25 protein-coding genes are annotated in these 25,242 nt (G+C 68.2%); 17 read left to right on the top strand and 8 right to left on the bottom strand.

All coding sequences use genetic code 11. From position 1 onward, the window contains the following. Positions 1 to 27: 27 nt before the first annotated feature. From IG196_RS14020 to IG196_RS14045, 6 genes are all read left to right on the top strand, one after another. Positions 28 to 528 carry a GlcG/HbpS family heme-binding protein gene (locus tag IG196_RS14020; RefSeq protein WP_192196618.1) on the top strand — a complete coding sequence of 167 codons (501 nt, stop codon included), beginning with the start codon at positions 28 to 30 and terminating at the stop codon, positions 526 to 528. Then, positions 528 to 1,226 (top strand): ankyrin repeat domain-containing protein, encoded by a 699-nt coding sequence (locus IG196_RS14025; protein ID WP_192196619.1) that lies wholly within the window; start codon positions 528 to 530, stop codon positions 1,224 to 1,226. Before IG196_RS14020 ends, IG196_RS14025 begins: the two co-directional genes overlap by 1 nt. A gap of 64 nt (positions 1,227 to 1,290) precedes the next feature. Then, positions 1,291 to 1,926 (top strand): FMN-binding negative transcriptional regulator, encoded by a 636-nt coding sequence (locus tag IG196_RS14030; protein WP_192196620.1) that lies wholly within the window; start codon positions 1,291 to 1,293, stop codon positions 1,924 to 1,926. A gap of 1 nt (position 1,927) precedes the next feature. Next, positions 1,928 to 2,152, top strand: coding sequence for a hypothetical protein (locus tag IG196_RS14035; protein WP_192196621.1), 225 nt, complete (start codon positions 1,928 to 1,930; stop codon positions 2,150 to 2,152). After that, a complete protein-coding gene (gene tadA / locus IG196_RS14040; RefSeq protein WP_192196622.1) occupies positions 2,142 to 3,257 on the top strand; it encodes a tRNA adenosine(34) deaminase TadA in 1,116 nt (371 codons plus the stop codon). Before IG196_RS14035 ends, tadA begins: the two co-directional genes overlap by 11 nt. Further along, positions 3,254 to 4,255 carry an LD-carboxypeptidase gene (locus IG196_RS14045; RefSeq protein ID WP_192196623.1) on the top strand — a complete coding sequence of 334 codons (1,002 nt, stop codon included), beginning with the start codon at positions 3,254 to 3,256 and terminating at the stop codon, positions 4,253 to 4,255. Before tadA ends, IG196_RS14045 begins: the two co-directional genes overlap by 4 nt. Before the next feature lie 52 nt (positions 4,256 to 4,307). Here IG196_RS14045 and IG196_RS14050 read toward each other — a convergent pair whose 3' ends face one another. Further along, a complete protein-coding gene (locus IG196_RS14050; protein WP_225617033.1) occupies positions 4,308 to 4,547 on the bottom strand; it encodes a hypothetical protein in 240 nt (79 codons plus the stop codon). Positions 4,548 to 4,973: 426 nt separating this feature from the next. On the opposite strand from IG196_RS14050, the gene IG196_RS14055 reads away from it, so the two are divergent. From IG196_RS14055 to IG196_RS14065, 3 genes are all read left to right on the top strand, one after another. After that, positions 4,974 to 5,921 carry an adenylate/guanylate cyclase domain-containing protein gene (locus IG196_RS14055; RefSeq protein ID WP_192196624.1) on the top strand — a complete coding sequence of 316 codons (948 nt, stop codon included), beginning with the start codon at positions 4,974 to 4,976 and terminating at the stop codon, positions 5,919 to 5,921. Positions 5,922 to 6,042: 121 nt separating this feature from the next. Continuing rightward, positions 6,043 to 6,387, top strand: a complete 345-nt coding sequence (locus IG196_RS14060; protein ID WP_192196625.1) for a hypothetical protein — start codon at positions 6,043 to 6,045, stop codon at positions 6,385 to 6,387. A 184-nt stretch (positions 6,388 to 6,571) separates the two neighbouring features. Then, on the top strand, positions 6,572 to 6,802 hold the full coding sequence (locus IG196_RS14065; protein WP_225617034.1) for a hypothetical protein: 231 nt from the start codon (positions 6,572 to 6,574) through the stop codon (positions 6,800 to 6,802). Between the two features lie 24 nt (positions 6,803 to 6,826). On the opposite strand, the gene IG196_RS14070 is transcribed toward IG196_RS14065, so the two are convergent. The 5 genes from IG196_RS14070 to IG196_RS14090 form a co-directional block, all read right to left on the bottom strand. Further along, entirely contained in the window at positions 6,827 to 7,186 is a 360-nt protein-coding gene (locus IG196_RS14070) for a response regulator (protein WP_101493070.1), read from the bottom strand. An 85-nt stretch (positions 7,187 to 7,271) separates the two neighbouring features. Then, complete coding sequence (locus IG196_RS14075) at positions 7,272 to 8,489, bottom strand: hybrid sensor histidine kinase/response regulator (protein WP_192196626.1); 1,218 nt, start codon at positions 8,487 to 8,489, stop codon at positions 7,272 to 7,274. After that, complete coding sequence (locus tag IG196_RS14080; protein ID WP_192196627.1) at positions 8,479 to 9,090, bottom strand: chemotaxis protein CheB; 612 nt, start codon at positions 9,088 to 9,090, stop codon at positions 8,479 to 8,481. Before IG196_RS14080 ends, IG196_RS14075 begins: the two co-directional genes overlap by 11 nt. After that, positions 9,087 to 9,869 carry a CheR family methyltransferase gene (locus IG196_RS14085; protein WP_192197011.1) on the bottom strand — a complete coding sequence of 261 codons (783 nt, stop codon included), beginning with the start codon at positions 9,867 to 9,869 and terminating at the stop codon, positions 9,087 to 9,089. Before IG196_RS14085 ends, IG196_RS14080 begins: the two co-directional genes overlap by 4 nt. A gap of 92 nt (positions 9,870 to 9,961) precedes the next feature. Next, entirely contained in the window at positions 9,962 to 13,462 is a 3,501-nt protein-coding gene (locus tag IG196_RS14090; RefSeq protein WP_192196628.1) for a response regulator, read from the bottom strand. 141 nt (positions 13,463 to 13,603) lie between these two features. Here IG196_RS14090 and IG196_RS14095 point away from each other — a divergent pair, with 141 nt between their 5' ends. Genes IG196_RS14095 through IG196_RS14105 form a run of 3 tightly spaced genes read left to right on the top strand, consistent with a single transcriptional unit; the run spans position 13,604 to position 17,493 of the window. Then, positions 13,604 to 15,940, top strand: a complete 2,337-nt coding sequence (locus IG196_RS14095; protein ID WP_192196629.1) for an ATP-dependent DNA helicase — start codon at positions 13,604 to 13,606, stop codon at positions 15,938 to 15,940. Then, positions 15,918 to 16,556, top strand: coding sequence for an alpha-ketoglutarate-dependent dioxygenase AlkB (locus tag IG196_RS14100; RefSeq protein WP_192196630.1), 639 nt, complete (start codon positions 15,918 to 15,920; stop codon positions 16,554 to 16,556). Before IG196_RS14095 ends, IG196_RS14100 begins: the two co-directional genes overlap by 23 nt. 4 nt (positions 16,557 to 16,560) lie before the next feature. Continuing rightward, positions 16,561 to 17,493 (top strand): IS5 family transposase, encoded by a 933-nt coding sequence (locus IG196_RS14105; RefSeq protein ID WP_192192124.1) that lies wholly within the window; start codon positions 16,561 to 16,563, stop codon positions 17,491 to 17,493. A gap of 176 nt (positions 17,494 to 17,669) precedes the next feature. Here the strand turns inward: IG196_RS14105 and IG196_RS14110 are convergent, their stop codons facing one another. Continuing rightward, entirely contained in the window at positions 17,670 to 17,867 is a 198-nt protein-coding gene (locus IG196_RS14110) for a hypothetical protein (RefSeq protein WP_192196631.1), read from the bottom strand. 318 nt (positions 17,868 to 18,185) lie between these two features. On the opposite strand from IG196_RS14110, the gene bioA reads away from it, so the two are divergent. The 3 genes from bioA to bioD are packed head-to-tail and all read left to right on the top strand — an operon-like array spanning position 18,186 to position 21,575. Then, on the top strand, positions 18,186 to 19,604 hold the full coding sequence (gene bioA / locus IG196_RS14115; RefSeq protein ID WP_192196632.1) for an adenosylmethionine--8-amino-7-oxononanoate transaminase: 1,419 nt from the start codon (positions 18,186 to 18,188) through the stop codon (positions 19,602 to 19,604). Next, the gene (gene bioF, locus IG196_RS14120) at positions 19,588 to 20,820 is read left to right on the top strand and encodes an 8-amino-7-oxononanoate synthase (RefSeq protein ID WP_192196633.1); all 1,233 of its coding nucleotides are present in this window, start codon (positions 19,588 to 19,590) and stop codon (positions 20,818 to 20,820) included. The genes bioA and bioF overlap by 17 nt, the downstream gene beginning before the upstream one ends. After that, positions 20,817 to 21,575, top strand: coding sequence for a dethiobiotin synthase (gene bioD / locus IG196_RS14125; RefSeq protein WP_412556381.1), 759 nt, complete (start codon positions 20,817 to 20,819; stop codon positions 21,573 to 21,575). The genes bioF and bioD overlap by 4 nt, the downstream gene beginning before the upstream one ends. Here the strand turns inward: bioD and IG196_RS14130 are convergent. Beyond that, positions 21,558 to 22,610: an aldo/keto reductase gene (locus IG196_RS14130; RefSeq protein ID WP_192196634.1), complete on the bottom strand. Its 1,053-nt coding sequence runs from the start codon at positions 22,608 to 22,610 to the stop codon at positions 21,558 to 21,560. The genes bioD and IG196_RS14130 overlap by 18 nt on opposite strands. Before the next feature lie 236 nt (positions 22,611 to 22,846). On the opposite strand from IG196_RS14130, the gene IG196_RS14135 reads away from it, so the two are divergent. Further along, entirely contained in the window at positions 22,847 to 23,830 is a 984-nt protein-coding gene (locus IG196_RS14135) for an AraC family transcriptional regulator (RefSeq protein WP_192196635.1), read from the top strand. A gap of 162 nt (positions 23,831 to 23,992) precedes the next feature. After that, positions 23,993 to 25,222 (top strand): SAM-dependent methyltransferase, encoded by a 1,230-nt coding sequence (locus IG196_RS14140; protein WP_192196636.1) that lies wholly within the window; start codon positions 23,993 to 23,995, stop codon positions 25,220 to 25,222. The last annotated feature ends 20 nt before the right edge of the window (positions 25,223 to 25,242 follow it).

A 25,242-nucleotide genomic window follows, 5' to 3' on the forward strand; every position in this document is an offset into this window, starting at 1 on the left:
ACCCTCTCATCACTGGAGAAAAACACCATGCAATCGATCATCCGCGTGGGCGGCCTCGCCGTTCTGCTCGCTGCTTCCGTCGCCCAGGCCCAGACGCCGGCCCCCGCTGTCCGCACCGAGAAGAACATCTCGCTCGCGCTGGCCAACCAGATCGCCGCAGAAACCGTGGCCGCTTGCGCCGCCAACGGCTACAACGTCGCCGCCACCGTGGTCGACCGCGCCGGCACCGTGCGCGCCGTGCAACGTGCCGACAACGCCGGCCCGCACACGCTGGCTTCGAGCGAGCGCAAGGCCTGGACCTCGGCCTCGGCCAAGAGCCCCACGCAAGCCATGATGGAAGGCGCCCAGAAGAACCCCGGCGCCGCCAACCTCGTCTACCTGCCGGGCTTCCTGCTGCTGGGCGGTGGCGTGCCGATCAAGTCGGGCAACGAAGTGATCGGTGCCGTGGGCGTGGGCGGTGCGCCGGGCGGCCACCTCGACGAGCAGTGCGCCAACGCCGCGCTCGAGAAGGTCAAGGGCCAACTCTGATGACGGCGCGCGGTCTCTGGTCGGCGGTGCTCGCCGCCGCGATCGGCTGGAGCGCCGCGCCCGGTGCGGCGGCCCAGGTGCCGCCGCTGGCCGCCGAAGTGCTGGCCTACGAAGGCCTGCATCGCGCGGCCTGGCACGGCGATCTGCCCAAGCTCAAGAGCCTGATCGCCTCCGGCGCCAGCCTCGATGTGCGCGACGCGCGCGGCCGCACGCCGCTGCAGGTCGCCACCTATGCGCGCCAGCGCGACGCCGTGAAGCTGCTCGCCAAGGCGGGCGCGAACATCGACCTGCTCGAAGACGACCGCTACGACGCCGTGACCATCGCGTCCGTGGCCGACGACGTGGCCACGCTCACGCTGCTGCTGCAACTGGGCGCCAAGCCCGGACAGACCACCAGCCGCTACGACGGCACCGCATTGATTGCCGCTGCGCACCTGGGGCACGACGAGGTCGTGCGCCGGCTGGTCGCGGCCGGTGCGCCGCTGGACCACGTGAACAACCTGCACTGGACGGCGACGATCGAATCGATCGTGCTGGGCGATGGCGGCGCACGTCACCAACGCACCCTGGCCGCGCTGATCGCAGGCGGCGCCAACCTGCAACTGGCCGACCGCCAGGGCCTCACGCCGCTGCAACTGGCGAAGGCGCGCGGCTACACGGCGATGGTGAAGCAGTTGGAAGCGGCACGCGCCAAGTAGCCTGTCGCATCCGAGTCTGGGGCGACTCGGGGACAATCGGACCTCCCCACGAGGAACCCGCCCCATGTACATGCCTCCGCAGTTCAACGCCAAGGACCCGGCCGTCGCGCTGGGCCTGATGCGCGCGCATCCCTTTGCCAACCTGATCTCGAACGACGACGAGGGCTTGCCCTTCGTCACCCATCTGCCCATCGTGGCCGAGCCGCGCGAGGGCGACGCGTTGGTGCTGCTGGGGCACTGCGCCAAGCCCAACCCGCACTGGCGCTACCTGCAGGCGCGACCGCGTGCGGTGGTGGTCTTCCAGGGGCCGCACGCGTATCTGTCGCCTTCGGTCTATCCCGACCTGGCGCGGGTGCCGACCTGGAACTACCTCGCGGTCCATTGCACCGTCGAAGCCCGCCTCATCGAGACGCCCGAGGCGAAGGACGTGCTGCTCAAGAAACTCATCGGCGACCACGAGCCGGCCTACGCCCAGCAATGGAAAGACCTCGGCGAGGAGTTCCAGCGAAAGATGCTGGCCGGCATCATGGGCTTCGAGCTGCACGTGACGGCGCTGCAATGCAAGATCAAGCTCAACCAGCACCGGCCCGAATCGCATGCGGCGATGGGCGAGGTCTACCGCGCCGGCTCACCGGACGAGCAGGCGCTGGCCGTGTGGATGGAGCGGCTCGGCATGGTCGCCGCGCCGGAGGAACGCTGAGATGCGGATGTTCGGATTGATCGGCCTCGTGCTCGCGCTGGTCGTCGTCGGCCTGCTGGCGAAGCAGCAGCTGTCGCGCACCGCCATCGCGAAGCAACCGACCGTGCCCGGTGCCTCGGCCCCGGCGGCTGTCGATGCGCGCACGCAGGCGCAGCAGGTCCAGCAACAGGTCAAGGACGCCCTCGACGCCGCGGCCCAGGCCCGCAAGATGCCCGATGACAACTGAGCCGGTCGCATCGACATCGGACGCGCACTGGATGGCGCTCGCGCTGCAGGAAGCGCAGCACGCAGCCGACGCGGGCGAGGTGCCGGTGGGCGCGGTGCTGGTGAAGGACGGGCAGGTCATCGCGACCGGCCGGAACACGCCCGTGGCGCAGCACGATCCGAGCGCGCATGCCGAGATCAACGCCCTGCGCGCCGGTGCCGCCGCGCTCGGCAACTACCGGCTCGACGGCTGCGAACTGTTCGTCACGCTCGAACCCTGCGCGATGTGCGCGGGCGCGATGCTGCATTCGCGGCTGACGCGCGTGGTGTTCGGTGCCACGGACCCCAAGACCGGCGCGGCGGGCTCGGTCCTCGACCTGTTCGCCGAGCCGAAGCTGAACCACCACACCCGCGTGGAAGGCGGCGTGCTGGCCGATGACTGCAGCGCGTTGCTGCAGCGCTTCTTCCAACAGCGCCGCAGCGTCGCGCGCGCGCAGGCCGAACCGCTGCGTGACGATGCCTTGCGCACGCCCATCGAACGCTTTGCCGCGCTTGTCGATTTCAACTTTGCGCCGCACCACGTCCAAGACCTGGCGGTCCTGCAGGGCTGGCGTTTGCACTGGGTGGACGAGACTGGTTCAGCAGCCAGCGATGGTCGCGTGGCTGACGTCCTGTGTCTGCATGGCCCGGGCGAGTGGGGCTACTTCTTTCGCCACCTCGTCGGCGCGCCCGGTGTGCGCACGCTGGTGCCCGACCTGATCGGCTTCGGCAAAAGCGACAAACCCAAGCGCGAAGCAACGCATCGGCTCGAATGGCACCGCGACGTGGTGCTGGCGTGGCTCGATCAGGTCCATCCCGAACCGCTCGTGCTGGTTCACAGCGAGGCGGGCGGCGAACTGGCAACGCTGCTGCAAGCGGCAGCACCGGGCCGCTTCGTCGCGACGCTCGTCGCCCCCGACAACGGCGTGCGCGCCAAGGACGCCTGGCGTGCGCCGTTCCCCGACCGGGGCTACGAGGCCGCGCTGCGTGCGCGCGGTCCACGCGCCGCATCGGGTGGGCCAACGGCAGCGCAGGCCGCCCCCCTGGCCCGGCAGATCCGGGACGCAATGGGATACTCGACGCCGTGACTTCGCAACATATCTACATCTACTCCCCCTCCAGTGCCATCCGCGACAAAGCCGCCTTCCGGCGCGGCGTGGCCCGGCTCAAGGCCCTCGGCCATGAGGTCGAAATCGACGAAGCCGCGCTGACGGCGCACCAGCGTTTTGCGGGCGACGACGCCACCCGGCTCGCCGCTGTCTCGCGCGCCGCCGCGAGCGGCGCCGACGTGGCGCTGATCGCGCGCGGCGGCTACGGCCTCACGCGCATCCTCGACGCGCTGCCGTACAAGGCGCTGGCCAAGGCGATCGACAAGGGCACCGAGTTCGTCGGCTGCAGCGACTTCACGGCCCTGCAGAACGCATTGCTGGCCAAGAACGGCGCCATCACCTGGTCCGGTCCCGCGGTCGGTGAAGACTTCGGCGCCGAGGGCGGCCCCGACGACATCATGGAAGCCTGCTTCGACGATCTGTTGAGCGGGCAGGGCGAAGGCACCGGCTGGCGCATGCCGGTGCGCGACGCCGAGCTCAAGGTCAAGCCGATCGAAGACGCCGTGCTCTGGGGCGGCAACCTCTGCGTGCTGACCAGCCTGCTGGGCACGCCGTACTTCCCGGTGGTCGACAAGGGCGTGCTCTTCATCGAAGACACCAACGAGCACCCATACCGCATCGAACGCATGCTCGACCAGCTGAAGCTGGCGGGTGTGCTGGCGCGCCAGAAGGCGATCGTGTTTGGTCAGTTCACGGGCGTGCGCAGCATCGCCGGCTACGACCGCGGCTTCGGCATGAACACGGTGATCGACCGGCTGCGTGCCAGCCTGAAGAAGGTGCAGGTCATTGCCGGCCTGCCGTTCGGGCATGTGCAGACCAAGGTGCTGCTGCCGGTGGGTGCGAAGGTGGCACTGGCCGCCGAGGGGCGCGATGTGTTCCTGGTGTGGGGCCATCGGCATGGCCACCATGACCATGACCATGGCGATCACCACGGTCACGACCATCACCACCCCCACGCTCACGCTCACGCTCACTGAACCGGGACGCAGGCGGCCGCTGTTGCCGCTGCGATGCCGGCCGATCAGGACATCACTGGTTGGTGAAGCGCTGATGGGCGCGCGGGCCCATCGAGCCGGGCAGGCCGCCCTTGAACATGCTGTTGATTTCTTTCATCTGGCGCCGCGCGGCCGATTCGCCGTCGATGGCGCTCAGCGCGACCATCACGTCCTGCCGCAGGTACCAGAGGGCTTCGACATCGACCGCAAAGCGCACGCGTTGACTGACACGCTGGATCGATTGGCCGCCGCGGCCCTGGAGCACCGACAGCATCGCAGTGCGAATGCGGCCGAGCTGACTTTCCCCAACCTGCCGCGATCCCAGGCCGGGTACGTTCAGAAGCTGAAAAAGGCGGCGAAAGAGCAGCATGTCACGAAAAGCGTATTGCCCGGAACTGGAACGGTCGCTACCTTAAGCCTCAGTTGGCCGAGACACAAGATGTGAAACACCGTTTCTTGTTTGCAAACAACAAGCTTTAGCGGTCTCTTTTGTTGTCATTTGAGTTTTGAGTCCAAAAGTATTAAAAAACTTTAGAACTCATCGGCACGATGCGGCAGTGGGCCCGCGTCGTGCAGCGTCAACAAGAAGCTTCTGCGGATCGTTCCTTGCATGTGATGGCGCATGTCGGAGAAACTTCTCGCAGGAGCAGCGAAAGGTCCAGAGCAACATAACCAGCGCTTGCTGCCAAGAAAAAACAGTATGGGTGTCAATTCCACAGTCGTTTTCGCGGACTTGACCGGAAGTACCAGGGTCTTCGAGGCCATGGGGAATGCGCGTGCCACCGAGACCGTGACGCGGCTGACCCAATGGATCGGGCGTGTGTGCGAGGCCCACGGCGGCCGGGTCGTGAAGTCGTTGGGCGACGGTGTGTTCGCCATCTTCACCAGCGGCGCCGCCGCCACGCACGCGGTGATCGAGCTGCAGCGCTACCACCAGAAGCGCCTGGCCGGCTGGCCGGTGCCGCTGCGCATGGCGCTGCAGATCGGCGTGGCCAGCGGCGACGTGGTCGAGGTCGAGGGCGACTGCTTCGGCGACGCCGTCAACCTGGCCTCGCGCCTGAGCGACCTGGCCGGCCCCGGCCAGATCTGGGTCACCGAGACGGTGGTCCTGCAATTGCACGAAGGCGCCGTGCAGCACCGCGACCTCGGGCCGATCAACATCCGCGGGCGCAGCGAGATGTCGATCGTCCACCGCATCGACTGGCAGGAAGACCTGACCAGCTTCCTGACCGTGCCGGCCGCGCTGCTGCCGGCGCGGCTGCCCGATTCCACCTTCGGCCACATCGAGCTCGCGTGGCTCGACGTGCGCTCGATGTTCCGCATCGACCAGCTGCCCATTCACCTCGGCCGTGTGGGCGATGCGCAGTTCGTGGTCAACGACCCGCGCGTGTCGCGGCTGCATGCGCGCATCGAAGAACGGCAGGGCAGTTGCGTGCTGATCGACGTCAGCACCTACGGCACCTGGGTGCGCTTCCACGGCAACGGCGGCTCGAGCCACGAGATCGCCCTGCGGCGCGACGAGTGCGTGCTGCACGGCCGCGGCGAGATCGGCCTGGGCGCACCGCTGAGTGACTTCAGCGCGCCGACCATCGCCTTCAACACCACGGGCGATGACGTGATGCTGTCGCGCAGGGCCATCGTCGACTGAGGTCGACTGCGACGCTCATTCACGTTTGGCAACCAGCTGGTGACGTTTGGCGTGCACCACGCGGAGGCGAGCCACGTTGCATGACCACCCCGGCGCCGTTCGCGCCGGGCCTGGAGCCACCATGCATTCCCCCAATGATTCTTCTGTTTTCAGATGGGCCGCCATCGCCGCCGGCGCGCTGCTCGCCACGGGCGCTGCCAGCGCACGCGGAAGCTGGTCGGTGCAGATCGGCACTCCCGGCGCGGTCTATGCGCCGCCGTACTACGTGCCGCCGCCCGTCTATGCGTACCCGGCCCCGATCTACTACGAGCCGCCACCGCCGCGGGCCTACTACCGCCCGCCGCCGCCTGTGTACTACCGGCCGGCTCCGGTCTACGCGCCGCCGCCCGGACGCCCGTACTACGGCCCCGGCTATCCCTACCGTCCGCCGAACGATGACGACGACGAGGATGACGACCGCGATTGACCCGCCGCCTCAAGCTTGCGGGCATGCCAATTCTTGGCGTGACCTCTGACTAAAACGTCACATTCAGTCACATTTGTAAGTTCAAAGAATTCAATTCATGCCCGAAAGACTGTTTCAGTCGGGGGCATGACACTTGCCTTGGATCGTTCAACAGGCGCGCAGAGTGCCCAAGGAGCGACAAAAAATGCAGACCAGCCTTCGGCCTTTCACCAACGTCGAGGCCGCCATCGCGGCGGTGGAGGCCCTGGACGGTGAACTCCGTAAGTTCGAGCTGGCCGTGGGGGACAACCTCCAGGACAGCATCGGCCTGCAGATGGCGCAGATCACCGACCGTGCGCTCGCACGCGGCTGGGAGCCCAGCGGCTTCATCCAGAAGGAAGGTTTTCGCCTGTACCGGTACCGCGCGATGCGCTGACGGGCGAGGGCGTACAGGCCGGCTTCAGCCCGGCGCAAGGATGCGCTCGAGCGCCCCGATGTCGATGGGCTTTTGCAGGTGGTGGTCGAACAGCACCTCGCCCGGCGCCGCATTCGCCGCGTCCCGTTCCGAAAAACCAGAAATCGCCACCAGCAGCCGCGGCGCCCCTTCGCCCGTCCCCGCGCGCAGACGGCGTGCCACCTCGGTGCCCGGAAAGTCGGGCAGCGTGAGGTCGATCAGCGCCGCATCGAAGCGCTCGCTGGCGGCGGCATCCAGCGCCTGTTGCGCCGTGTAGGTGCAGCGGGCGGTGTGGTCCTGCAGCGTCAGCAGCTCCCGCAGCAGGTCGGCCGCGGCCTCGTTGTCGTCGACGATCAGAACATTCACAGTTGTTGTCTTTCGGCATCCATTGATTGCGATCCCGCAGTATCGGCGCAGTGCCTACGGAAAGCCGTAACAAGGGCTTCGTTTGTTACTTCCCGGCGTCCGGCGCGGCAGGGGGCGTCTGCAGCGGCAGCTCGACGAAAAAGCGTGCGCCCTGGCCCGGTGTGCTCTCCACGCCGATGCGGCCCGCGTGCAGGCTCACGATCTTGTGCGTGATGTACAGCCCGAGGCCCAAGCCGGCCGCGTGTTTGCGGCTGACGTCGGTGCGCTCGAACTGTTCGAAGATGCGCTGGTGGTCCTCGGGCGAGATGCCGATGCCCTGGTCGCGCACGCTCACCACGGCGTTGTCGCCGTCCAGCCGCACCGTCATCTCGACCGGCTTGCCGCCGCCGTAGCGCATCGCGTTGGTCAACAGGTTGGTCAGCACCTGTTCGATGCGGAATTCGTCCCACACGCCGCGCAGCGTGTCGGGCGCCTCCAGCGAAATGGCACAGCCTGCGGCCTCGGCCTGGTGGCGCAGGTTGTCGACCACGGCGCGGGCCAGCTCTGCGAGGTCGACCGGCTTGGTCTGGATCGACAGCGCATCGCGCCGCAGCCGCGTCACGTCGAGCATGTCGTCGATGAGCCGGACCATGTTGCGGATCTGCCGCTGGTCGCGTTCGATCATCGTGGGCAGCTTCTCGGGCGAGAAGCTGTCGAGCTTGCCCTTGGACAGGTGCAGCTGGCGCAACTGCGCTTCGAGGTACAGCGTGTTCAATGGCGTGCGCAGCTCGTGCGACACCATCGACATGAAGTCGTCGCGCATGCGCACCGCGCGCTCCAGCTCGCGCTGCGTGTGCTGCAGCTGCTGCACCAGCTCTTCCTGCTTGCGGTGCGCGGCGGCCAGCGATTCCATCTCGTGGCGCAGCGCCTTGCGGTGCTGGTGCAGATCGACGAACACGCTCACCTTGCTGACCACCGCGTGCGGATCGAGCGGCTTGTGCAGGAAATCGACCGCGCCGCTTTCGTAGCCCTGGAAGGCGTAGTTCATCTCGCGCCCGGCGGCGCTCACGAAGATGATCGGAATGTGCCGCGTGCGCTCGGTGCCGCGCATCAGCTCGGCCAGCTCGAAACCGTTCATGCCGGGCATCTGCACGTCGACGATGGCGAGCGCGAATTCATGCTCCAGCAACAGCGTCAGCGCGGACTCGGCCGAACCGGCGCGGTACACCACGCGGCCGGGCGCACGAATCAGCGCCTCGAGCGCCAGCAGGTTCTCGGGCAGGTCGTCGACGATCAGCAGCTTGCTTTCGACCTCAATGGGCATGGGCGGGCTCCAATTGCTGCAGCAGGGTGCGCAGGTCGCGCAGGGGAAGCACGTGGTCGGGCGTGTGGCGCGCAATGGCGGCGAGGGGCATGGTGGGAACCAAAGCTTCGGTGGGGTCTTGCACGGCGGTGAGTCCGCCGGCGCGGTGGATGCGGAACAGGCCTTCGGCGCCGTCCTCGTTCGCACCGGTCATGAGAAAGCCCGCCACCGACGGCCCGTAGGCGTCGGCGGCCGAGGCCATGAGCACGTCGATGGAGGGGCGCGAATACAGCACGGGCGGCTCGCAGCTCAGCGAGAAGCGGCGTCCGCGCTCGATCGACAGGTGGTAGCCCGGCGGCGCGAAGTACAGGCAGCCGTCTGCGATGGGCATCTTGTCGAGCGCCTCGTGCACGGGAATCGGCAGGCGCTGCGCGAATATTTCGGCCAGGTGGCTCTCGTGCGATTCGGGCAGGTGCAGCACCACCGCCATGGGAATGCGCCAGCCCGCGGGCAGGCCCTCGAGCACCGTGCCGAGCGCGTCGATGCCGCCGGCCGAGGCGCCGAGCACCACGGCTTCGACGCGGCGAGCCGGAAAGGAGCGGTGCGTGCCGGCGCCCTTCATGCGACCTTGCGGTAGATGCGCTCGGAGCGCGCGTGGGTGTCAAAGCGGTCGGCGTAGCCCGAGAAGTCGATGCTTTCCTTCGAGCCCAGCCCGAGAAAACCGCGGTGCGACAGCGACTCGTGGAACAGCCCGAGCGCGCGGTCCTGCAGCTGGCGGTTGAAGTAGATGAGCACGTTGCGGCACGACACCAGCTGCGTCTCGGCGAACACGCTGTCGGTGGCCAGGCTGTGGTCGGCAAAGATCACGTCGGCGCACAGCGAGGGGTCGAAACGCGCGGCCTCGTAGGCGGCCGTGTAGTAGTCGGAGAACGCACTGAGCCCGCCCGCGCGCTGGTAGTTCGACGTGTAGCCGCGAATGGCTTCGAGCGGAAAGATGCCCTGGCGCGCCTTCTCGAGCGAGGCCGGGTTGATGTCGGTGGCGTAGATCTGCGTGCGTTCGAGCAGGCCTTCCTCGCGCAGCAGAATCGCCAGCGAGAACACCTCTTCGCCCGTGCTGCAGCCCGCCACCCACACCTTCACCGACGGGTAGGTGTGCAGGATCGGCACCACATGCCGGCGCAGCGCCAGAAAGTAGCCCGGGTCGCGGAACATCTCGCTCACCGGGATCGTCAGGAACTGCAGCAGCCGGCCGAACAAGGTCGCGTCGCGCAGCACGCGGTCCTGCAGCGCCGAGATGCTCGAGAACTCCAGTTGCTCCAGTGCATACAGTACGCGGCGTTTTTGCGAGGCGGTGGTGTAGTTGCGGAAGTCGTAGCTGTACTTGAGATAGATGGCCTCCATCAGCAGGCGCAACTCGATCTCGGTGTCGCTCAGCGGTTGCGCCGGGGCAATGGCCGGCGTGGCCGCAGGTGAGGCGGGGAGAGGCTTGCGGGTCACAGGCGCTCCATCTTCGGCATCCACACGCGCAGCAGCGAGAACAGGCGCTCCAGGTCCACCGGCTTGGCCAGGTAGTCGTTGGCGCCCGCGGCCAGGCACTGGTCGCGGTCGTCCTTCATGGCCTTGGCGGTGATCGCAATCACGGGCATCTTCGCGAAGCGCGGGTCGGCGCGCAGGCGGCGCGTGGCTTCCAGGCCGTCCATCTCCGGCATCATCACGTCCATCAGCACGAGGTCGATCTCGCTCACCTGGTCGAGGCGCTCCAGCGCTTCGCGGCCGTTGCGGCCGATCTCGACCGTGGCGCCGCGCTGCTCCAGCGCGCTGGTGAGCGCGAAGATGTTGCGCACGTCGTCGTCCACCAGGAGGATGGTGCGGCCCTCGAAGATGCGGTCGCGCCCGCGCGCCGTCTTCAGCATGCCCTGGCGTTCGCTCGAGAGCTCGGCCTCCACCTTGTGCAGGAACAGCGTCACCTCGTCGAGCAGCCGCTCGGGCGAGCGCGCGCCCTTGATGATGATCGAGCGCGAGTAGCGCTGCAGCTCCGTCTCTTCGTCGCGCGTGAGGTTGCGTCCGGTGTAGACGATGACGGGCGGGAACGACACGATCTCTTCCGCCGCCATCTGCTTGAGCAGCTCGCTGCCCTGCATGTCGGGCAGGCGCAGGTCGGTGACCATGCAGTCGAACACGCGCGTGCGCAGCAGCGCCAGCGCCTCTTCGCCGGAGCCGACCGCGACGATCTCGATGTCGTCGTCGCCGATCAGCCGGATCACGCTCTCGCGCTGCAGCGCATCGTCTTCCACCAGCAGCACGACCTTGACCTTCTGCGTGAGCTTTTCTTCCAGCCGCGCGAACACCTTGGTCAGCTCTTCGCGCGTGGCCGGCTTCAGCGCGAAGCCGATGGCACCCATGTGCAGCGCGGCGGCCTGCGCGTTGTCGGCGGCCGAGACCACGTGGATCGGAATGTGGCGCGTGTGCGGCGAGTCCTTGAGCTTTTGCAGCACGTCCAGGCCGGTGCTGTCGGGCAGGCGCATGTCCAGCAGGATCGCGTCGGGCACGAACTGCGTGGCCAGCTCGAAGCCGTCGGCCGCGCCGTGCGCCACCAGGCAGCGGTAGCCCAACTCGTGCGCCAGGTCGTACAGGATGTGGGCGAACTGGGGCTCGTCTTCGATCACCAGCACACGCCGTACCTGGTCGCGCGGAATCGAGCGGTCGTCCGCGAAGCGCGGCGCCGGCACGACCGGCGCCGGGGCAGGGGGCGCGAGCGGCGGCGGCGACAGCACGGCCGGCGCATGCGAGAGCGAAGAAGTCGACATCGAACGCAGCGTGCCCACGGGCATGGCCGGTGCGGGCATGGTCTGCGGCGCGCGTGGCGGCAATTGCAGCGTGAAGGTGCTGCCCTGGCCGGCTTCGCTCTTCACCGTCAGCGTGCCGCCGAGCAGCTGCGTGAGGTCGCGCGAGATCGACAGGCCCAGCCCCGTACCGCCGTAGCGGCGGCTGGTGGTGCCGTCGGCCTGGCGGAAGGCCTCGAAGATCAGCTCGTGCTGCTGCGGGTCGATGCCGATGCCCGAGTCGTGCACCGCAAAGGCCGCGCCGCCGTCGGCCGTGGCCGACACCGTGAGCGCCACTTCGCCGCGCTCGGTGAACTTGATCGCGTTCGACAGCAGGTTCTTCAGAACCTGCTCCACCCGCTGCCGGTCGGTGACCAGCAGGGCCGGCGTGTCGGGCCGCAGCTCCAGCCGGAACTCCAGGTTCTTGTCGGTCGCGATCGGGCGGAAGGTGCTTTCGAGACTCTGGGCCAGTTTGTCGAGCGGCACCTCTTCGGGCACCAGTTCCAGCTTGCCGGCCTCGACCTTGGCGATGTCCAGGATGTCGTTGATCAGCACCAGCAGGTCGTTGCCCGAGGCGTAGATCGATTCCGCGAACTTCACCTGTTCCAGCGACAGGTTGCCCTGCGGGTTGTCGCCCAGCAGCTTGGCCAGGATGAGCGCGCTGTTCAGCGGCGTGCGCAGTTCGTGCGACATGTTCGCGAGGAACTCCGACTTGTAGCGGCTGGCGCGCTGCAGCTCGTCGGCGCGGTCTTCCAGGTCGCGCTGCACGCGGCGCAGCGCGGTGTTGCGCTGGTCGAGCGCCTCGGTGCGTTCCGACAGCTGGCTGTTGGTCTGCTCCAGCTCGGCCTGCTGGTTCTCCAGCATGGCCTGCGAGGCGCGCAGGGCGCGCGACTGTTCTTCGAGCTCTTCGTTGGCGGTGCGCAGCTCTTCCTGCTGCACCTGCAGCTCTTCGTTGAGCTGCTGGGTTTCGGCCAGCACGTCCTGCAGCTGCTCGCGGTAGCGCGCCGCCGCCAGCGAGGTGCCGATGTCGTCGGCCACCAGGTCGAACAGCTGCTCGCTGCGCGCGTCGGGCGTGCCCGGCAGGCCGAGTTCGAGCACGCCGTTGACGGCGCCGTCGCTCGTCACCGGCAGCAGCAGCACAGCCCTGGGCGCCATCTCGCCGAGGCCGGAGTTCACCTTCAGGTAGTCGGCCTGCACCGGGTCGATCAGCATGCGGCGCCGCTCGGCCGCCGCCTGGCCGACCAGGCCTTCGGTAGGGGAGAACACCTGCGGCGAGGCTTCGGCCTCGCTGGAGAAACCGTAGCTCGCGGCACGGCGCAGCGGGCCGTGGCGTTCGCGCACATAGAGCGCACCGACCGAGCTGCCGAGGTGGCGCGAGAAGAACGCCAGGATCTTGCGGCCCATGTCCGGCGCGCTGAGCTCGCCGACCAGCTCGCCCACCAGCTCGGTCTGCGCATTGCGCAGCCAGGCCTCCTGCGCCAGGCGCTCGGCGTGGGCCGCCTGCTCGCGCAGCACCACGTCGTAGCTGTCGGACAGCCGCATCAGCTGCCGGCGCCCGAAGAACGCCACCAGCCCCGAGTACACCAGCGTGAACAACAGGAACAGGCCAACCACCCACCAGCTCGTGCGGTTGGCCTCGGTGTTGCGCTGGAAGCGCAGCGTCTGCTCGGTGTCCATGAAAGTCGTGAACTCGGCGCGCAGCTCGTCGGTCAGGCGCTTGCCGCGGCCCAGCCGGACGGTCGCCTGCGGATCGACGCCGTTGCGCCGCGCCTCGATCATTTCGCGCGCGAAGGTCAGCCACGACTCCTGCAGGCCGGCGATGCGGTCGACGCGTTCCACCTGCTGCCGGTTGTCCGACACTTGGCGGCGCAGCGCGTCGGTGTCGGCCTTCAGGCGCGGCAGGGCGGTCTGGTAGGGCTCGAGAAAACTCTCCTCGCCGGTGATCAGGAAACCGCGCATGCCCGTCTCCATATCAATGGAGCGACGTTGCAGTTCGCTGGCGGCGCGCGTGACCTGGTCGGTGTGCTCGACCCAGCTCAGGCTCGACAGCAGATACAGGATCAGCGCGACGAAGGCCACGGCGCCGACCAGCCCACCGAGCAGCGGCAGCTTGAGGTTGCGGCTGAGCAGGCGGTCGAATTCGACGGGGTCGATCGCGGAGGGAGTTTTCATGGGCGCATTTGTAAGCAAAACTTGTCAAGTCTTGCCGAAAAACGGCATTCGACCTGTCGGAGAAGACCCCGATAGCACTTTGTGTGACGTATTGCCGCATCTGGCGCTCGCTATACTGTGGTTTCATCCAGTATCGGCAGCATGCCTCCCGAACCCCAAACCCCGTCTCCCGCCGCGTCTGCCACCGTCTCGGCGGCGCATGTCGTGTCCGTCAAGGCCTTGTGCGCGTTCGGCGCCAAGGCGGGCGATCTCGACCTGCGCTTCGTGCCCGCGCCCAGCGCGCTGGAAGGCATGGCCGGCCACGCGCTGGTGCAGGCGCGGCGCGGCGGCGACTACCGCAGCGAGGTGCCACTCGACACCACCTGCGGTCCCCTGCGCGTGCGCGGCCGGGCCGATGGCTACGACCCGGCGCAGGCGCGGGTGGAAGAAATCAAGACCTTCCGCGGCGACTTCGACGCCATCCGCGCCAACCACCGGGCCTTGCACTGGGCGCAGGTGCGCTGCTACGGCTGGATGCTCTGCGAGCAGGAAGGGCACGAGAGCCTGACCGTCGCATTGGTCTACCTCGACCTGGCCAGCGGCGACGAAACCGTGCTCGAAGAGCAGCACACGCGCGACACCCTGCGCACGCACTTCGAGACCTTGTGCGCCTGCTACAGCGACTGGGCGCAGCGCGAGGCAGCGCATCGCGGCGCGCTCGACGAGGCGCTGGCACGGCTCGGATTTCCCCATGCCGCCTTCCGCACCGGCCAGCGCGAACTGGCCGAGGCGGTCTACCGCGCGGCCGTCGGCGCGCGCTGCCTGCTGGCGCAGGCGCCCACGGGCATCGGCAAGACGCTGGCCACGCTGTTCCCGTTGCTCAAGGCGCGGGCGGCACACCGGGTCGACAAAGTGTTCTTCCTCACCGCCAAGACCTCCGGCCGGCCCGTGGCACTCGACGCCTTGCGGGTGCTGGGGCAGGGCGGTGCCAAGCCGCGCGTGCTCGAACTCGCCGCCCGTGAAAAGGTCTGCGAGTACCCCGACCGCGCCTGCCACGGCGAGGCCTGCCCGCTGGCGCGCGGCTTTTATGACCGCCTGCCCGCCGCGCGCGCCGAAGCCGCCCAGGCCGGCTGGCTCGACCGCGAGGCCCTGCGTCAGGTCGCGCTCGCGCACGAGGTGTGCCCCTATTTCCTCGCGCAGGAAATGACGCACTGGAGCGACGTCATCGTCGGCGACTACAACTACTACTTCGACAGCAGCGCCTTCCTGTTCGCCAGCATGAAAGACGCCGGCTGGCGCGTTGCCGTGCTGGTCGACGAGGCGCACAACCTGCTGGAGCGGGCGCGTGGCATGTACACCGCCAAGCTCGAAGGCGCGGCCCTCGAAGAGGCGCACCGCATCGCGCCCGCCGCCGTGCGCGGTCCGCTGGCGCGGCTGTTTCGCGAATGGGACACGCTGCAGCAGGCGCAGACCGCCGACTACGACACCGCCGACGAGATCCCCGAGCGCTTCTTGCGAACATTGCAGGCTGCCAACACCGCGATGGCCGAGCACTTTGCTGCCACGCCCGATGCGGCGCAGGGTCCGCTGCAGCGCTTCTTCTTCGACGCGCTGCACTTCGCGCGGCTGGCCGAGGTCTTCGACGACCACTCGGTGTTCGAGCGCACCTTGGGCGGCACGCAGGAGCAGCGCGGCTTGGCCATCCGCAACCTCGTGCCCGGGCCCTTCCTCGAAGGCCGTTTTGCCGACGCGGTGTCGGTCACCTGCTTCTCGGGCACGCTGTCGCCGTTCGCGTTCTACCGTGACGCGCTCGGCCTGCCCGAAGACACGGCGCTGCTCGACGTGGCGTCACCGTTCAGCAGCCGGCAGCTGAGGGTCGAGGTTGCGACCGGCGTCTCCACGCGCTTTCGCGACCGCGCCGGCTCGCTGCGCCATGTGGCGGACATCATCGGCGCGCAGTTCGAGCGCCTGCCCGGCAATTACCTGGCCTTCTTCAGCAGCTTCGACTACCTCGACAAAGCCTGCGCCGCGTTCTCGCTGCGCCACCCCGGCGTGCCCGTGTGGGCGCAGACGCGCGGCATGCGCGAAGCCGACCGCCACGGCTTCGTCGCGCGTTTCGAAGAGGGCGGGCAGGGCATCGGCTTCGCCGTGCTCGGCGGTGCGTTCGGCGAGGGCATTGACCTGCCGGGCAGCCGCTTGATCGGCGCCTTCGTCGCCAGCCTGGGGCTGCCCCAGTACAACGAACTCAACGAGATCACGCGCGAGCGCATGCAGTTGCGCTTCGGCAAGGGCTACGAGTACACCTATCTCTACCCGGGCCTGCAGAAGGTGGTGCAGGCCGCCGGCCGCGTGATCCGCACCGAGGCCGACACCGGCGTGCTGCACCTGCTCGACGACCGCTTTGCGCGCGCCGAGATCCGCGAGCTGCTGCCGAGCTGGTGGCATGTGCAACTGGCCGGCGAGGCCGGGGAAGACGATGCGCGCCGCCCGACGCCTTGAGCACGCCGGCCAGCCCGACCTGTTCGGCGAGGCGCCTGCTGCGGCCATCGAGGGCCTGCGCTACGAGCCCGAATTCCTGTCGCGCGACGAAGAGGCCGACCTGCTGCACATCGTGCAAGGCCTGCCGCTCAAGGAGATGCGCTACAAGGAATACACCGCGCGCCGGCGCGGCACCAGCTTCGGCGGCAGCTACGACTTCGACACCAACCGCCTCAAGCCCGGCGCGCCGCTGCCCGAGGTGCTGCATCCGCTGCGGGCCAAGGCCGCCGCCTGGGCCGGCGTCGCGCCCGAAGACCTCACGCACCTGCTGATCGCCGAGTACCGCCCCGGCACGCCGCTGGGCTGGCACCGCGACGTGCCCGACTTCGAAGACATCGTGGGCGTCTCGCTGCACGGCGATGCGGTGATGCAGTTCCGGCCGTACGTGCCCGGCGCACCCGCATCGGGGCCGGCCGCGCTCGAGGTTCTCATCGAGCCGCGCTCCGTCTACCTGCTGCGCGGGCCGGCGCGCTGGGCATGGCAGCATGCCATTGCGCCGACCGAGACGCTGCGCTACTCGAGGCGTTGTTGCATAACCCTGCCGGAGTGGCCTCCGATCGTGGTTAGGCTAGGCTAGACAGATGAGCAAGCCACCGCGGGCGAAGTACCGCACGACGAACTGGAGTGAGTACAACGCGGCGCTCAAGCGCAGGGGATCATTGATGGTTTGGCTCGATGCCGACCTTCAATGGCAGGCTCCTGCCAGTGGTCGCTCAGGCCGGCCCGCTGTGTTCAGCGATGCTGCGATCCAGTTCTGCCTGACCTTGAAGTGCATGTTTGGGCTGGGCCTGCGCCAGGCGACGGGCCTGGCCGAGAGCCTGATCAAGTTGGCCCACTTGGACTGGGCCGTGCCCGACTACAGCACCTTGTCGCGGCGTCAGAAGACATTGAGTGTGGCCATTGCCACGCGCCGCAGCAGCGCGGGCCTACACCTGCTGATCGACAGCACCGGCGTGAAGATGCTGGGCGAAGGCGAATGGAAGACGAAGAAGCACGGTGCCGACTACCGCCGGCAGTGGCGCAAGGTGCACCTGGGCATTGATGCACAGACGCTGGAGATCCGCGCCATCGAGATCACGGACAACGCCATTGGCGATGCGCCGATGCTGCCGGAGTTGCTGGCGCAGATTCCTGCGGACGAACAACTGCATTCGGTGAGCGCCGATGGTGCCTATGACACCAAAGCGTGCCACGAGGCAATCGCCAGTCGGCAGGCTGCGGCGATCATCCCCACACGCAAGAACGCCAAGCCTTGGGCGGATGGCAAAGCTGGGGCGCAGGCAAGAAACGAAATCCTGAGGGCGACACGCAAGCTTGGTCGTTCAATCTGGAAGAAGTGGAGCGGCTATCACCGCCGCAGCCTGGTGGAGACCAAGATGGGGTGCTTCAAGAGACTGGGCGAGCGCGTGATGGCACGGGACTTCCAGAGGCAGGTGACCGAGCTACAGGTACGGGCATCGATCCTCAACAGGTTCACCAGTCTGGGAACGCCTGAGACTGTGCGCGTGGCATAGCTGCGTCTTGGGTAAGGGGAGGCTCGCCCTGAATTCGGGTTATGCAACAGCGCCCCGGTAGCCCGGTCTTGGCCCATTTCTTCACATGCGTGATCTTCCCGCCTGCCTTGTCGATTCAAAGATCGGCCTCGGAAGTGCTGCATGAATCCGGACAACTCTACTTCAACGAAGAAGCATCAACTCGCCCCCAAAGTGAGTGCTTCTGTGTGCATTTCTCCGGAAAATTTGTTCTCTGCTTCGCAAAGGAAGGCGTTTGTTCTCATGCCAATTTTTGGATGAAGTTTTTTCTGACAGCGACAGGTCGATGGATGCGACGTGAACATCGCGCTCTGGTCAAAAAGAGCAGCAACTGAACGATCGTTGAAGTCGGCCACGGCTGTGTCTGAAAATCACAGCCGCGGCGTCCAGCACCCCGAGAACCGGACATTCGCTCGCTATCTTTGGCGGCAGCCGGACAACTTGCGGGAGCGCCCCTGCGAGCGGGGCAGGCGCGACCACGCTGAAGCCCCCATCGTTGCGACGAACGGCCGCGCTACGCCGCACAACGTCGCCCAAACCTCCCTCATCACGCCCCGCAAACACCCGCCCGAAGCGCGTTTGCCGCACCGTCTTTCCGTCGATACGATCCCGCGCCTTTGCCCTCGTTTCTCGCGACGGGTAATGCTTTTTTCGAACAAGAAAGGAATGCGCGGGTGCCCCCAACAACGACTGCTTCTTCGACCGCTTCGAACGCCCATGCCAACGCCAACGCCGATTGGCAACAACGCAGCCGCCGCCACGTCTGGCACCCCTGCACCCAGAGCATCCGTCTCGACGTCGCGCCGCCGCTGCCCATCGCGCGCGGCGAGGGCGTCTGGCTGACTGATCACGAAGGTCGGCGCTACCTCGACGCCACCAGTTCGTGGTGGGTCAACCTGTTCGGCCACGCGCACCCGGCGATCAATGCCGCGCTCAAGGCGCAGCTCGACACGCTGCCGCACGTGATGCTCGCGGGCTGCACGCACGCGCCGGCGGTCGAGCTGGCCGAACGGCTGGCGGCGCTCACGGGCCATGCGCTGGGCCATTGCTTCTATGCCTCCGACGGTGCCTCGGCCGTGGAGATCGCGCTCAAGATGAGCTTCCACGCCTGGCGCAACGCGGGCCGCGCCGACAAGCGCCGCTTCGTGGCGCTGCGCGGCGGCTACCACGGCGAGACGCTGGGCGCGCTGCACGTCACCGACGTGCCGGTGTTCCGCGACGCCTATGCGCCGCTGCTCGCCAGCGCGCACCTCGTGGCCTCGCCCGACGCGCGCGCCGCACGGCCCGGCGAAGACGCCGCCGCCGTGGCGAATCGCGCGGCCGACGAGCTCGAGGCGCTGCTGGCCGCGCAACACGACAGCATCGCCGCCGTGATCGTCGAGCCGCTGGTGCAGTGCGCCACCGGCATGGCGATGCACGATCCGGCCTACCTGCGCCGCCTGCGCGCGCTGTGCGACTGCTTCGGCGTGCACCTGATCGCCGACGAGATCGCGGTCGGCTGCGGGCGCACGGGCACCTTCTTCGCGTGCGAGCAGGCCGGCATCTGGCCCGACTTCCTGTGCCTGTCGAAGGGCATCAGTGGCGGCTACCTGCCGCTGGCGCTGGTGATGACGCGCGACGCCATCTACCAGGGCTTCGTCGACGACGACGCCGCGCGCAGCTTCCTGCATTCGCATTCCTACACCGGCAATGCGCTGGCCTGCCGCGCGGCGCTGGCTACGCTCGACCTGTTCGAAACGGAAGACGCGCTGAACCGAAACAAGGACCGCGCCGCGCGCCTGTTCGCCCGCCTGCGCGAAGGGCTGGCCGGCCAAGCGCATGGGGTTGATCACCTGCGCCAGCGCGGAATGATCACGGCCTTCGACGTGCGCGCGCCCGGCCCGCGCTTCGCCGAGCGCTTTCACCTCGCGGCGCGCGACCACGGCCTGCTGATGCGGCCCATCGGCGCGACCGTGTACCTGATGCCGCCGTATGCCATTGCCGACGACGAGATCGACCAATTGGTGGACGGCACGCTCGCGACGCTCAAAGCCGTCACCACCGCATCCGGCGCCACCGCCGAAGAAGGAGCCCGCGATGCTGCGCTTGCTTGAACGCCTGCAGGACGAGATCACCGCACTTGACGCGCGCTCGCTGCGCCGCCGCCGGCAGATCGCCGAGACCGCCTGCGCGCCCGAGCAGATCCTCACGCTGGCCGGCGCCACCGCGCCGCGCACCATGCTCGGTTTCAGCAGCAACGACTACCTGGGCCTGGCCGCGCACCCCGCGCTGGCCGAGGCGCTGGCCGAAGGCGCGGCGCGCTATGGCACGGGCAGCGGCGGCTCGCACCTCATCCTGGGCCACTCGCGCGCTCACGCGCAGCTCGAAGAACGGCTGGGCGAATGGATGGCGCCGCACATTCCCGAGGCGCGCAGCCTGTTCTTCTGTACCGGCTACATGGCCAACCTGGCGGTGCTGTCGGCGCTGGGCGACGGCGAGGCGGTGATCTTCTCGGAGACGCTGAACCACGCCTCGCTGATCGACGGCGCGCGGCTGGCCCGTGCCCGCGTGGAGCGCTACCCGCACTGCGACCTGCAGGCGCTCGACGCGCAGCTCGCCGCCTGTGATGCGCCGGTCAAGCTCATCGTGAGCGACGCCGTCTTCAGCATGGACGGCCACATCGCCCCGGTGGCGGGCCTGCTTGCGCTGGCCGAGCAGCACGACGCCTGGCTGGTGATCGACGACGCGCACGGCTTCGGCGTGCTCGGCGCCACCGGGCGCGGCGCGCTGCAGGCGCTGGCGCTGCGCTCCGAGCGGCTGGTACTCATCGGCACGCTGGGCAAGGCGGCCGGCGTGTCGGGCGCCTTCGTGGCGGCGCACCGCACGGTGATCGACTTCCTCGTGCAGCGCGCGCGGCCCTACATCTTCACCACGGCCGCGCCACCGGCCGTCGCGCACGCGCTGCTCACCAGCCTGGCGCTCATCGAGGGCGAGGAGGGCGTGCGCCGCCGCGCCCAACTGCGTGCCCGCATCACCCAACTGCGCAGCGGCCTGAAGCAGGTGCTGCCGGCCGATGGCAGCGCCTGGCTGGCCGATTCGCCGACCGCCATTCAGCCGCTCATCGTGGGGGACAACGCGCGCGCCATGCAGACGATGGAACGGCTCGACGCGCACGGCCTCCGGGTCGGCGCGATCCGTCCGCCGACCGTGCCCGCAGGCACCGCGCGGCTGCGCATCGCGCTCTCGGCGAGCCACACCGAGGCCGACGTGGCACGGCTGATCGGCGCGCTGGGCGAGGCCCTGGCCGAACCGTGGCCGGAGGCCGCATGACGATGACGGCCGCGTCGACGCAGCGCCGCTGGTTCGTCACCGGCACCGACACCGGCGTCGGCAAGACGCTGGTGAGCAGCGCCATGCTCGCGCTGCTGGCCGCCTCGGGCTTGCGCGCGGTCGGCATGAAGCCGGTGGCCGCAGGGCTCGATGCCATCGACGGCGAATGGCGCAACGAAGACGTCGAGCGCCTGCAGGCGGCCGGCAACGTCGACGCGCCGCTCGCCTGGCGCTGCCCCTACGTGCTGAAGGCGCCCATGTCGCCGCACCTGGCGGCGCGGGAAGAGGGCGTGCAGGTTGCGCTGCCCGTGCTGCTCGATGCCTTCGAGCGGCTGTCGGCGCAGGCCGATGCGGTGGTGGTGGAAGGCGTGGGCGGCTTCTGCGTGCCGCTGGGCGACGACCTGGACACCGCCGACCTCGCGGTGGCGCTGGGCCTGCCCGTGATCCTCGTGGTCGGGCTGCGGCTGGGCTGCCTCAACCATGCGCTGCTCACCGCCGAGGCGATCCGTGCGCGCGGGCTGGTGCTCGCAGGTTGGGTCGCGAGCGTGGTCGAGCCGCAGATGCTCTCGCCCGAAGGCAACCTGCAGACGCTGCGCGCCCGGCTCGGTGCGCCGCTGCTGGGCGTGGTGCCGCACCTGGCCGAGCCCGAGGCCGCACGCGCCGCCGAACACCTCGACCTGCGCGCGCTGCGTGCGAGCGCGGCCCATGCCGCGCGTCGCACCGAGGCCCCGCTCGTGTCAGCCGCGACGGCCTGAATCCGCCAGCCGCTGGGCGCGCACGCCGCCCTGGCGCGCGAGCATCCAGCCCGGGTACTCGGGCGCCAGCGCGCTGGCCTTGTCGAGCGCCGCCAGCTCGTCGGCCGTGAGCCGCACCTCGGTGGCGGCGATGTTGTCATCGAGCTGATCGATGCGCTTGGCGCCGACGATCACGCTGGTCACCACCGGCTGGTGCAGCAGCCAGGCCAGCGCGATCTGCGCCACCGACACGCCGCGCGGTTCGGCGAACTGGCGCATGAGGTCGATGCAGTCGTAGGCGCGTTCCACGTTCACCGGCGGAAAGTCGAAGCTCGCGCGGCGGCTGCCTTCCGCGGTGGCGGTGTGGCGGTCGACCTTGCCGCTCAGCAGGCCGCCGGCCAGCGGGCTCCAGACCATCAGGCCGAGCTGTTCGCTGCGCAGCATCGGCACCAGCTCGCGCTCCAGGTCGCGCCCGGCCACGGTGTAGTAGGCCTGCAGAGACTCGAAGCGTGCCAGCCGATCGCGCTCGGCAATGCCCAGCGCTTTCGCGATCTGCCACGCGGCCCAGTTCGACACGCCCACGTAGCGCACGTGGCCCTGGCGCACGAGATCGTCGAGCGCGCGCACCGTTTCCTCGATGGGCGTGAGCGGGTCGGTGCCGTGGATCTGGTACAGGTCGATGTGGTCCAGCTGCAGCCGCTTCAGGCTGGCCTTCACGCCGTCCATGATGTGGTAGCGCGAGGCGCCGGCCGAGTTCACGCCCTTGCTGCCGGTTTCGCCGAGCACCTTGGTCGCCACCACCACGCGGTCGCGCGGCACCTTCAGGTTCTTCAGCGCCTGGCCGGTGATGGTTTCGGAGAGGCCGTCGGAGTACACGTCGGCGGTGTCGATGAAGTTGATGCCGGCATCGAGCGACCGGCCGATGAGGCCCTCGGCCTCGCCTTGCTGCAGCTGGCCGATGTGGTCCCAGATGCCGGGCGCGCCGCCGAAGGTCATCGTGCCGAGGCAGAGTTCGGAAACCAGGAGGCCGGTGCGGCCGAATTTGCGGTAGTGCATCGAAAGTGGTCCTTTGCGTGAGGAGGGGCCAACCGGTTGTCAGGCGTGCCGGTGGTTGCCAAAAAGTATCCGGCCGGCGGCACCCGGCGGGCGAGCGCGTTCCTGCAAAGTCTTTGCCTAATCCTCCAGACCTTGCGCCGGGGCCGTGCAGATTCGAGGGCACGGCGCTAAGCTGCGGGCAGCCCAATCCTCCATGGCCGTGACCGCGGCCGCGCCCCTTTGTCAGAGGCCTACCCATGTCCGACGAAACCCCCGACACCGCCACCGTCCTCGCCATGCCGATGCCGCTGGAACCCGAACTCGATGCCGCCCGCGAAGAGCTGGTGCAGCTCATCCGCCACATCACGCGCGGGCAGGACGGCACGGTCGAATGCGCCGTGCCCGGCCTGCAGGTGCACTGCATCAGCAAGCCCGACGGCCCCAAGCACGGGTTCGCCACGCCGGCGCTGGGCCTCATTGCCCAGGGCTCCAAGCGGATCATCGTGGGCGACGACATCTACGTGTACGACCCGATGAACTACCTCGTCACCTCGGTCGACCTGCCGGTGTGCGGGCAGGTGTGCGTGACCAGCGAGAACGAGCCCTACCTGGGCGTGCGGCTGGAGCTGGCGGTCGACGAAATCGGCGACCTCATCGGCGACGAAAAACTGCCGGCCAAGGCCAATGCCCCGGCCTCGCGCGGCATGTACGTGAACCGCATCGCCATGCCGGTGCTGGAGCCCGTGCTGCGCCTGCTGCGGTTGCTCGACACGCCCGAAGACATCCCGATCATGGCGCCGCTCATCAAGCGCGAGATCATGTACCGCCTGCTGGTGAACGGCGAGGGCGCGCGGCTGCGCCAGATTGCGCTGCACGACAGCCACACGCAGCGCATCGCCAAAGCCATCAGCGCGCTGCGCACGAACTACGCGCAGTCGCTGCGCGTGGAAGACATGGCGCGTGCGGTGCACATGAGCGTGTCGTCGTTCCACCATCACTTCAAGGCCGTGACGGCGATGAGCCCGCTGCAGTACCAGAAGCAGCTGCGCCTGCAGGAAGCGCGCCGCCAGATGCTGATCGCCGGCACCGACGTGGCGAGCGCCGCGCACAACGTGGGCTATGAAAGCCCTTCGCAGTTCGCACGCGAGTACGGTCGCATGTTCGGCGCGCCGCCGCTGCGCGACAAGCGGCGCTGGCTCGGCGAAGCCGGCAACGACGCGACCTCGATGGAAGCCGCGTAGCAGGGCTCAGGGCTCGCCCAAGCAATCATCCAACCTAGCACTTGCCGCGATTTCTTGCGTCGTCGTGGAAATGCAGGTTTCGCAAAATCTCGTTATCGTTTTGTTGCTGCAGCACCCCATCCGCCCGTGGAGGCGGGACTACTCAACAACTCGGAGAGATGCATGCTTTGGGAAAAGAAGCTGGCGCAGTGGAGCGCCGCGGTCCGCGCACGGGCCAACCTGCCCGCGCGGCTCACCTTGTGGGACGGCCAGTCCTACGACTTCGGTGACTTCAGCGGGCCGGCGGTCACGCTGCACGTGAAATCGCCCGCGGCGCTGTCGCTGATGCTGCAGCCCACGCTCGACAACCTGGGCGAGGCCTACGTCAAGAGCAAGATCGACATCGAAGGCAAGCTCAGCGACGTGATCGACATTGCCTACGGCCTGGCGAAGACCTCGATGGACATGCCCGGCGGCGCGCTGCGGCACATGGCGCGCTACTTCGCGCACACCAAGTCGTCGGACAGGAAATCGATCGAGTACCACTACGACGTGTCGAACGCGTTCTACCAACTCTGGCTCGACGCGAACATGGTCTATTCGTGCGCCTATTTCGAGAACGGCGACGAAGACCTGGCCACCGCGCAGCTGAAGAAGATCGACCACATCCTCACCAAGATCGAACTCAAGCCGGGGCAGACGCTGCTCGACGTCGGCTGCGGCTGGGGCGCGCTGGTGATCCGTGCGGCGCAGAAGTTCGGTGCGCGCTGCGTGGGCGTCACGCTGTCGCAGAACCAGTTCGACTTGGCGACCGAACGCGTGAAGGCGGCCGGCCTGCAAGACCGCATCGAGATCCGCCTGCAGGACTACCGCGACGTGACCGGCCAGTTCGACCGCATCACCAGCGTCGGCATGTTCGAGCACGTGGGCCGCAAGAACCTGCCCGACTACTTCAAGCGCGTGCAGCTGTTGCTGGCCGACGACGGCATCGTCATGAACCACGGCATCACCTCGTCCGACCCCGAAGGCGGGGGCGTGTCGTATGGCGGCGGCGACTTCATCGACCGCTACGTGTTCCCCAACGGCGAGCTGCCGCACATCAGCCTGGCGCTGCAGGCCATGCAGCAGGGCGGGCTCGAAGCCTTCGACGTGGAGAACCTGCGCCGCCACTACGCGCAGACGCTGCGCCACTGGAGCGACGCCTACGAGGCCCACGCCGACGAGGCACGTGCGCTCGTCGACGAAGAGAAGTTCCGCATCTGGCGTATCTACCTTGCGGGCTGCGCCTATGCCTTCGAGAACGACGACGTGGCGATCTACCAGATCGTGGGGCGCAAGGCGGGCAGGGCTGCCAGCTCGCTGCCGTGGTCGCGTCGCTATGTCTACGACGGCACCTCGGCGCTGCGCGCCTGACCCGTCAAGGGCGCTCTGCG

Origin of the sequence: Variovorax sp. 38R (assembly GCF_014843395.1) — a bacterium.
GTDB lineage: Bacteria > Pseudomonadota > Gammaproteobacteria > Burkholderiales > Burkholderiaceae_C > Variovorax > Variovorax paradoxus_H.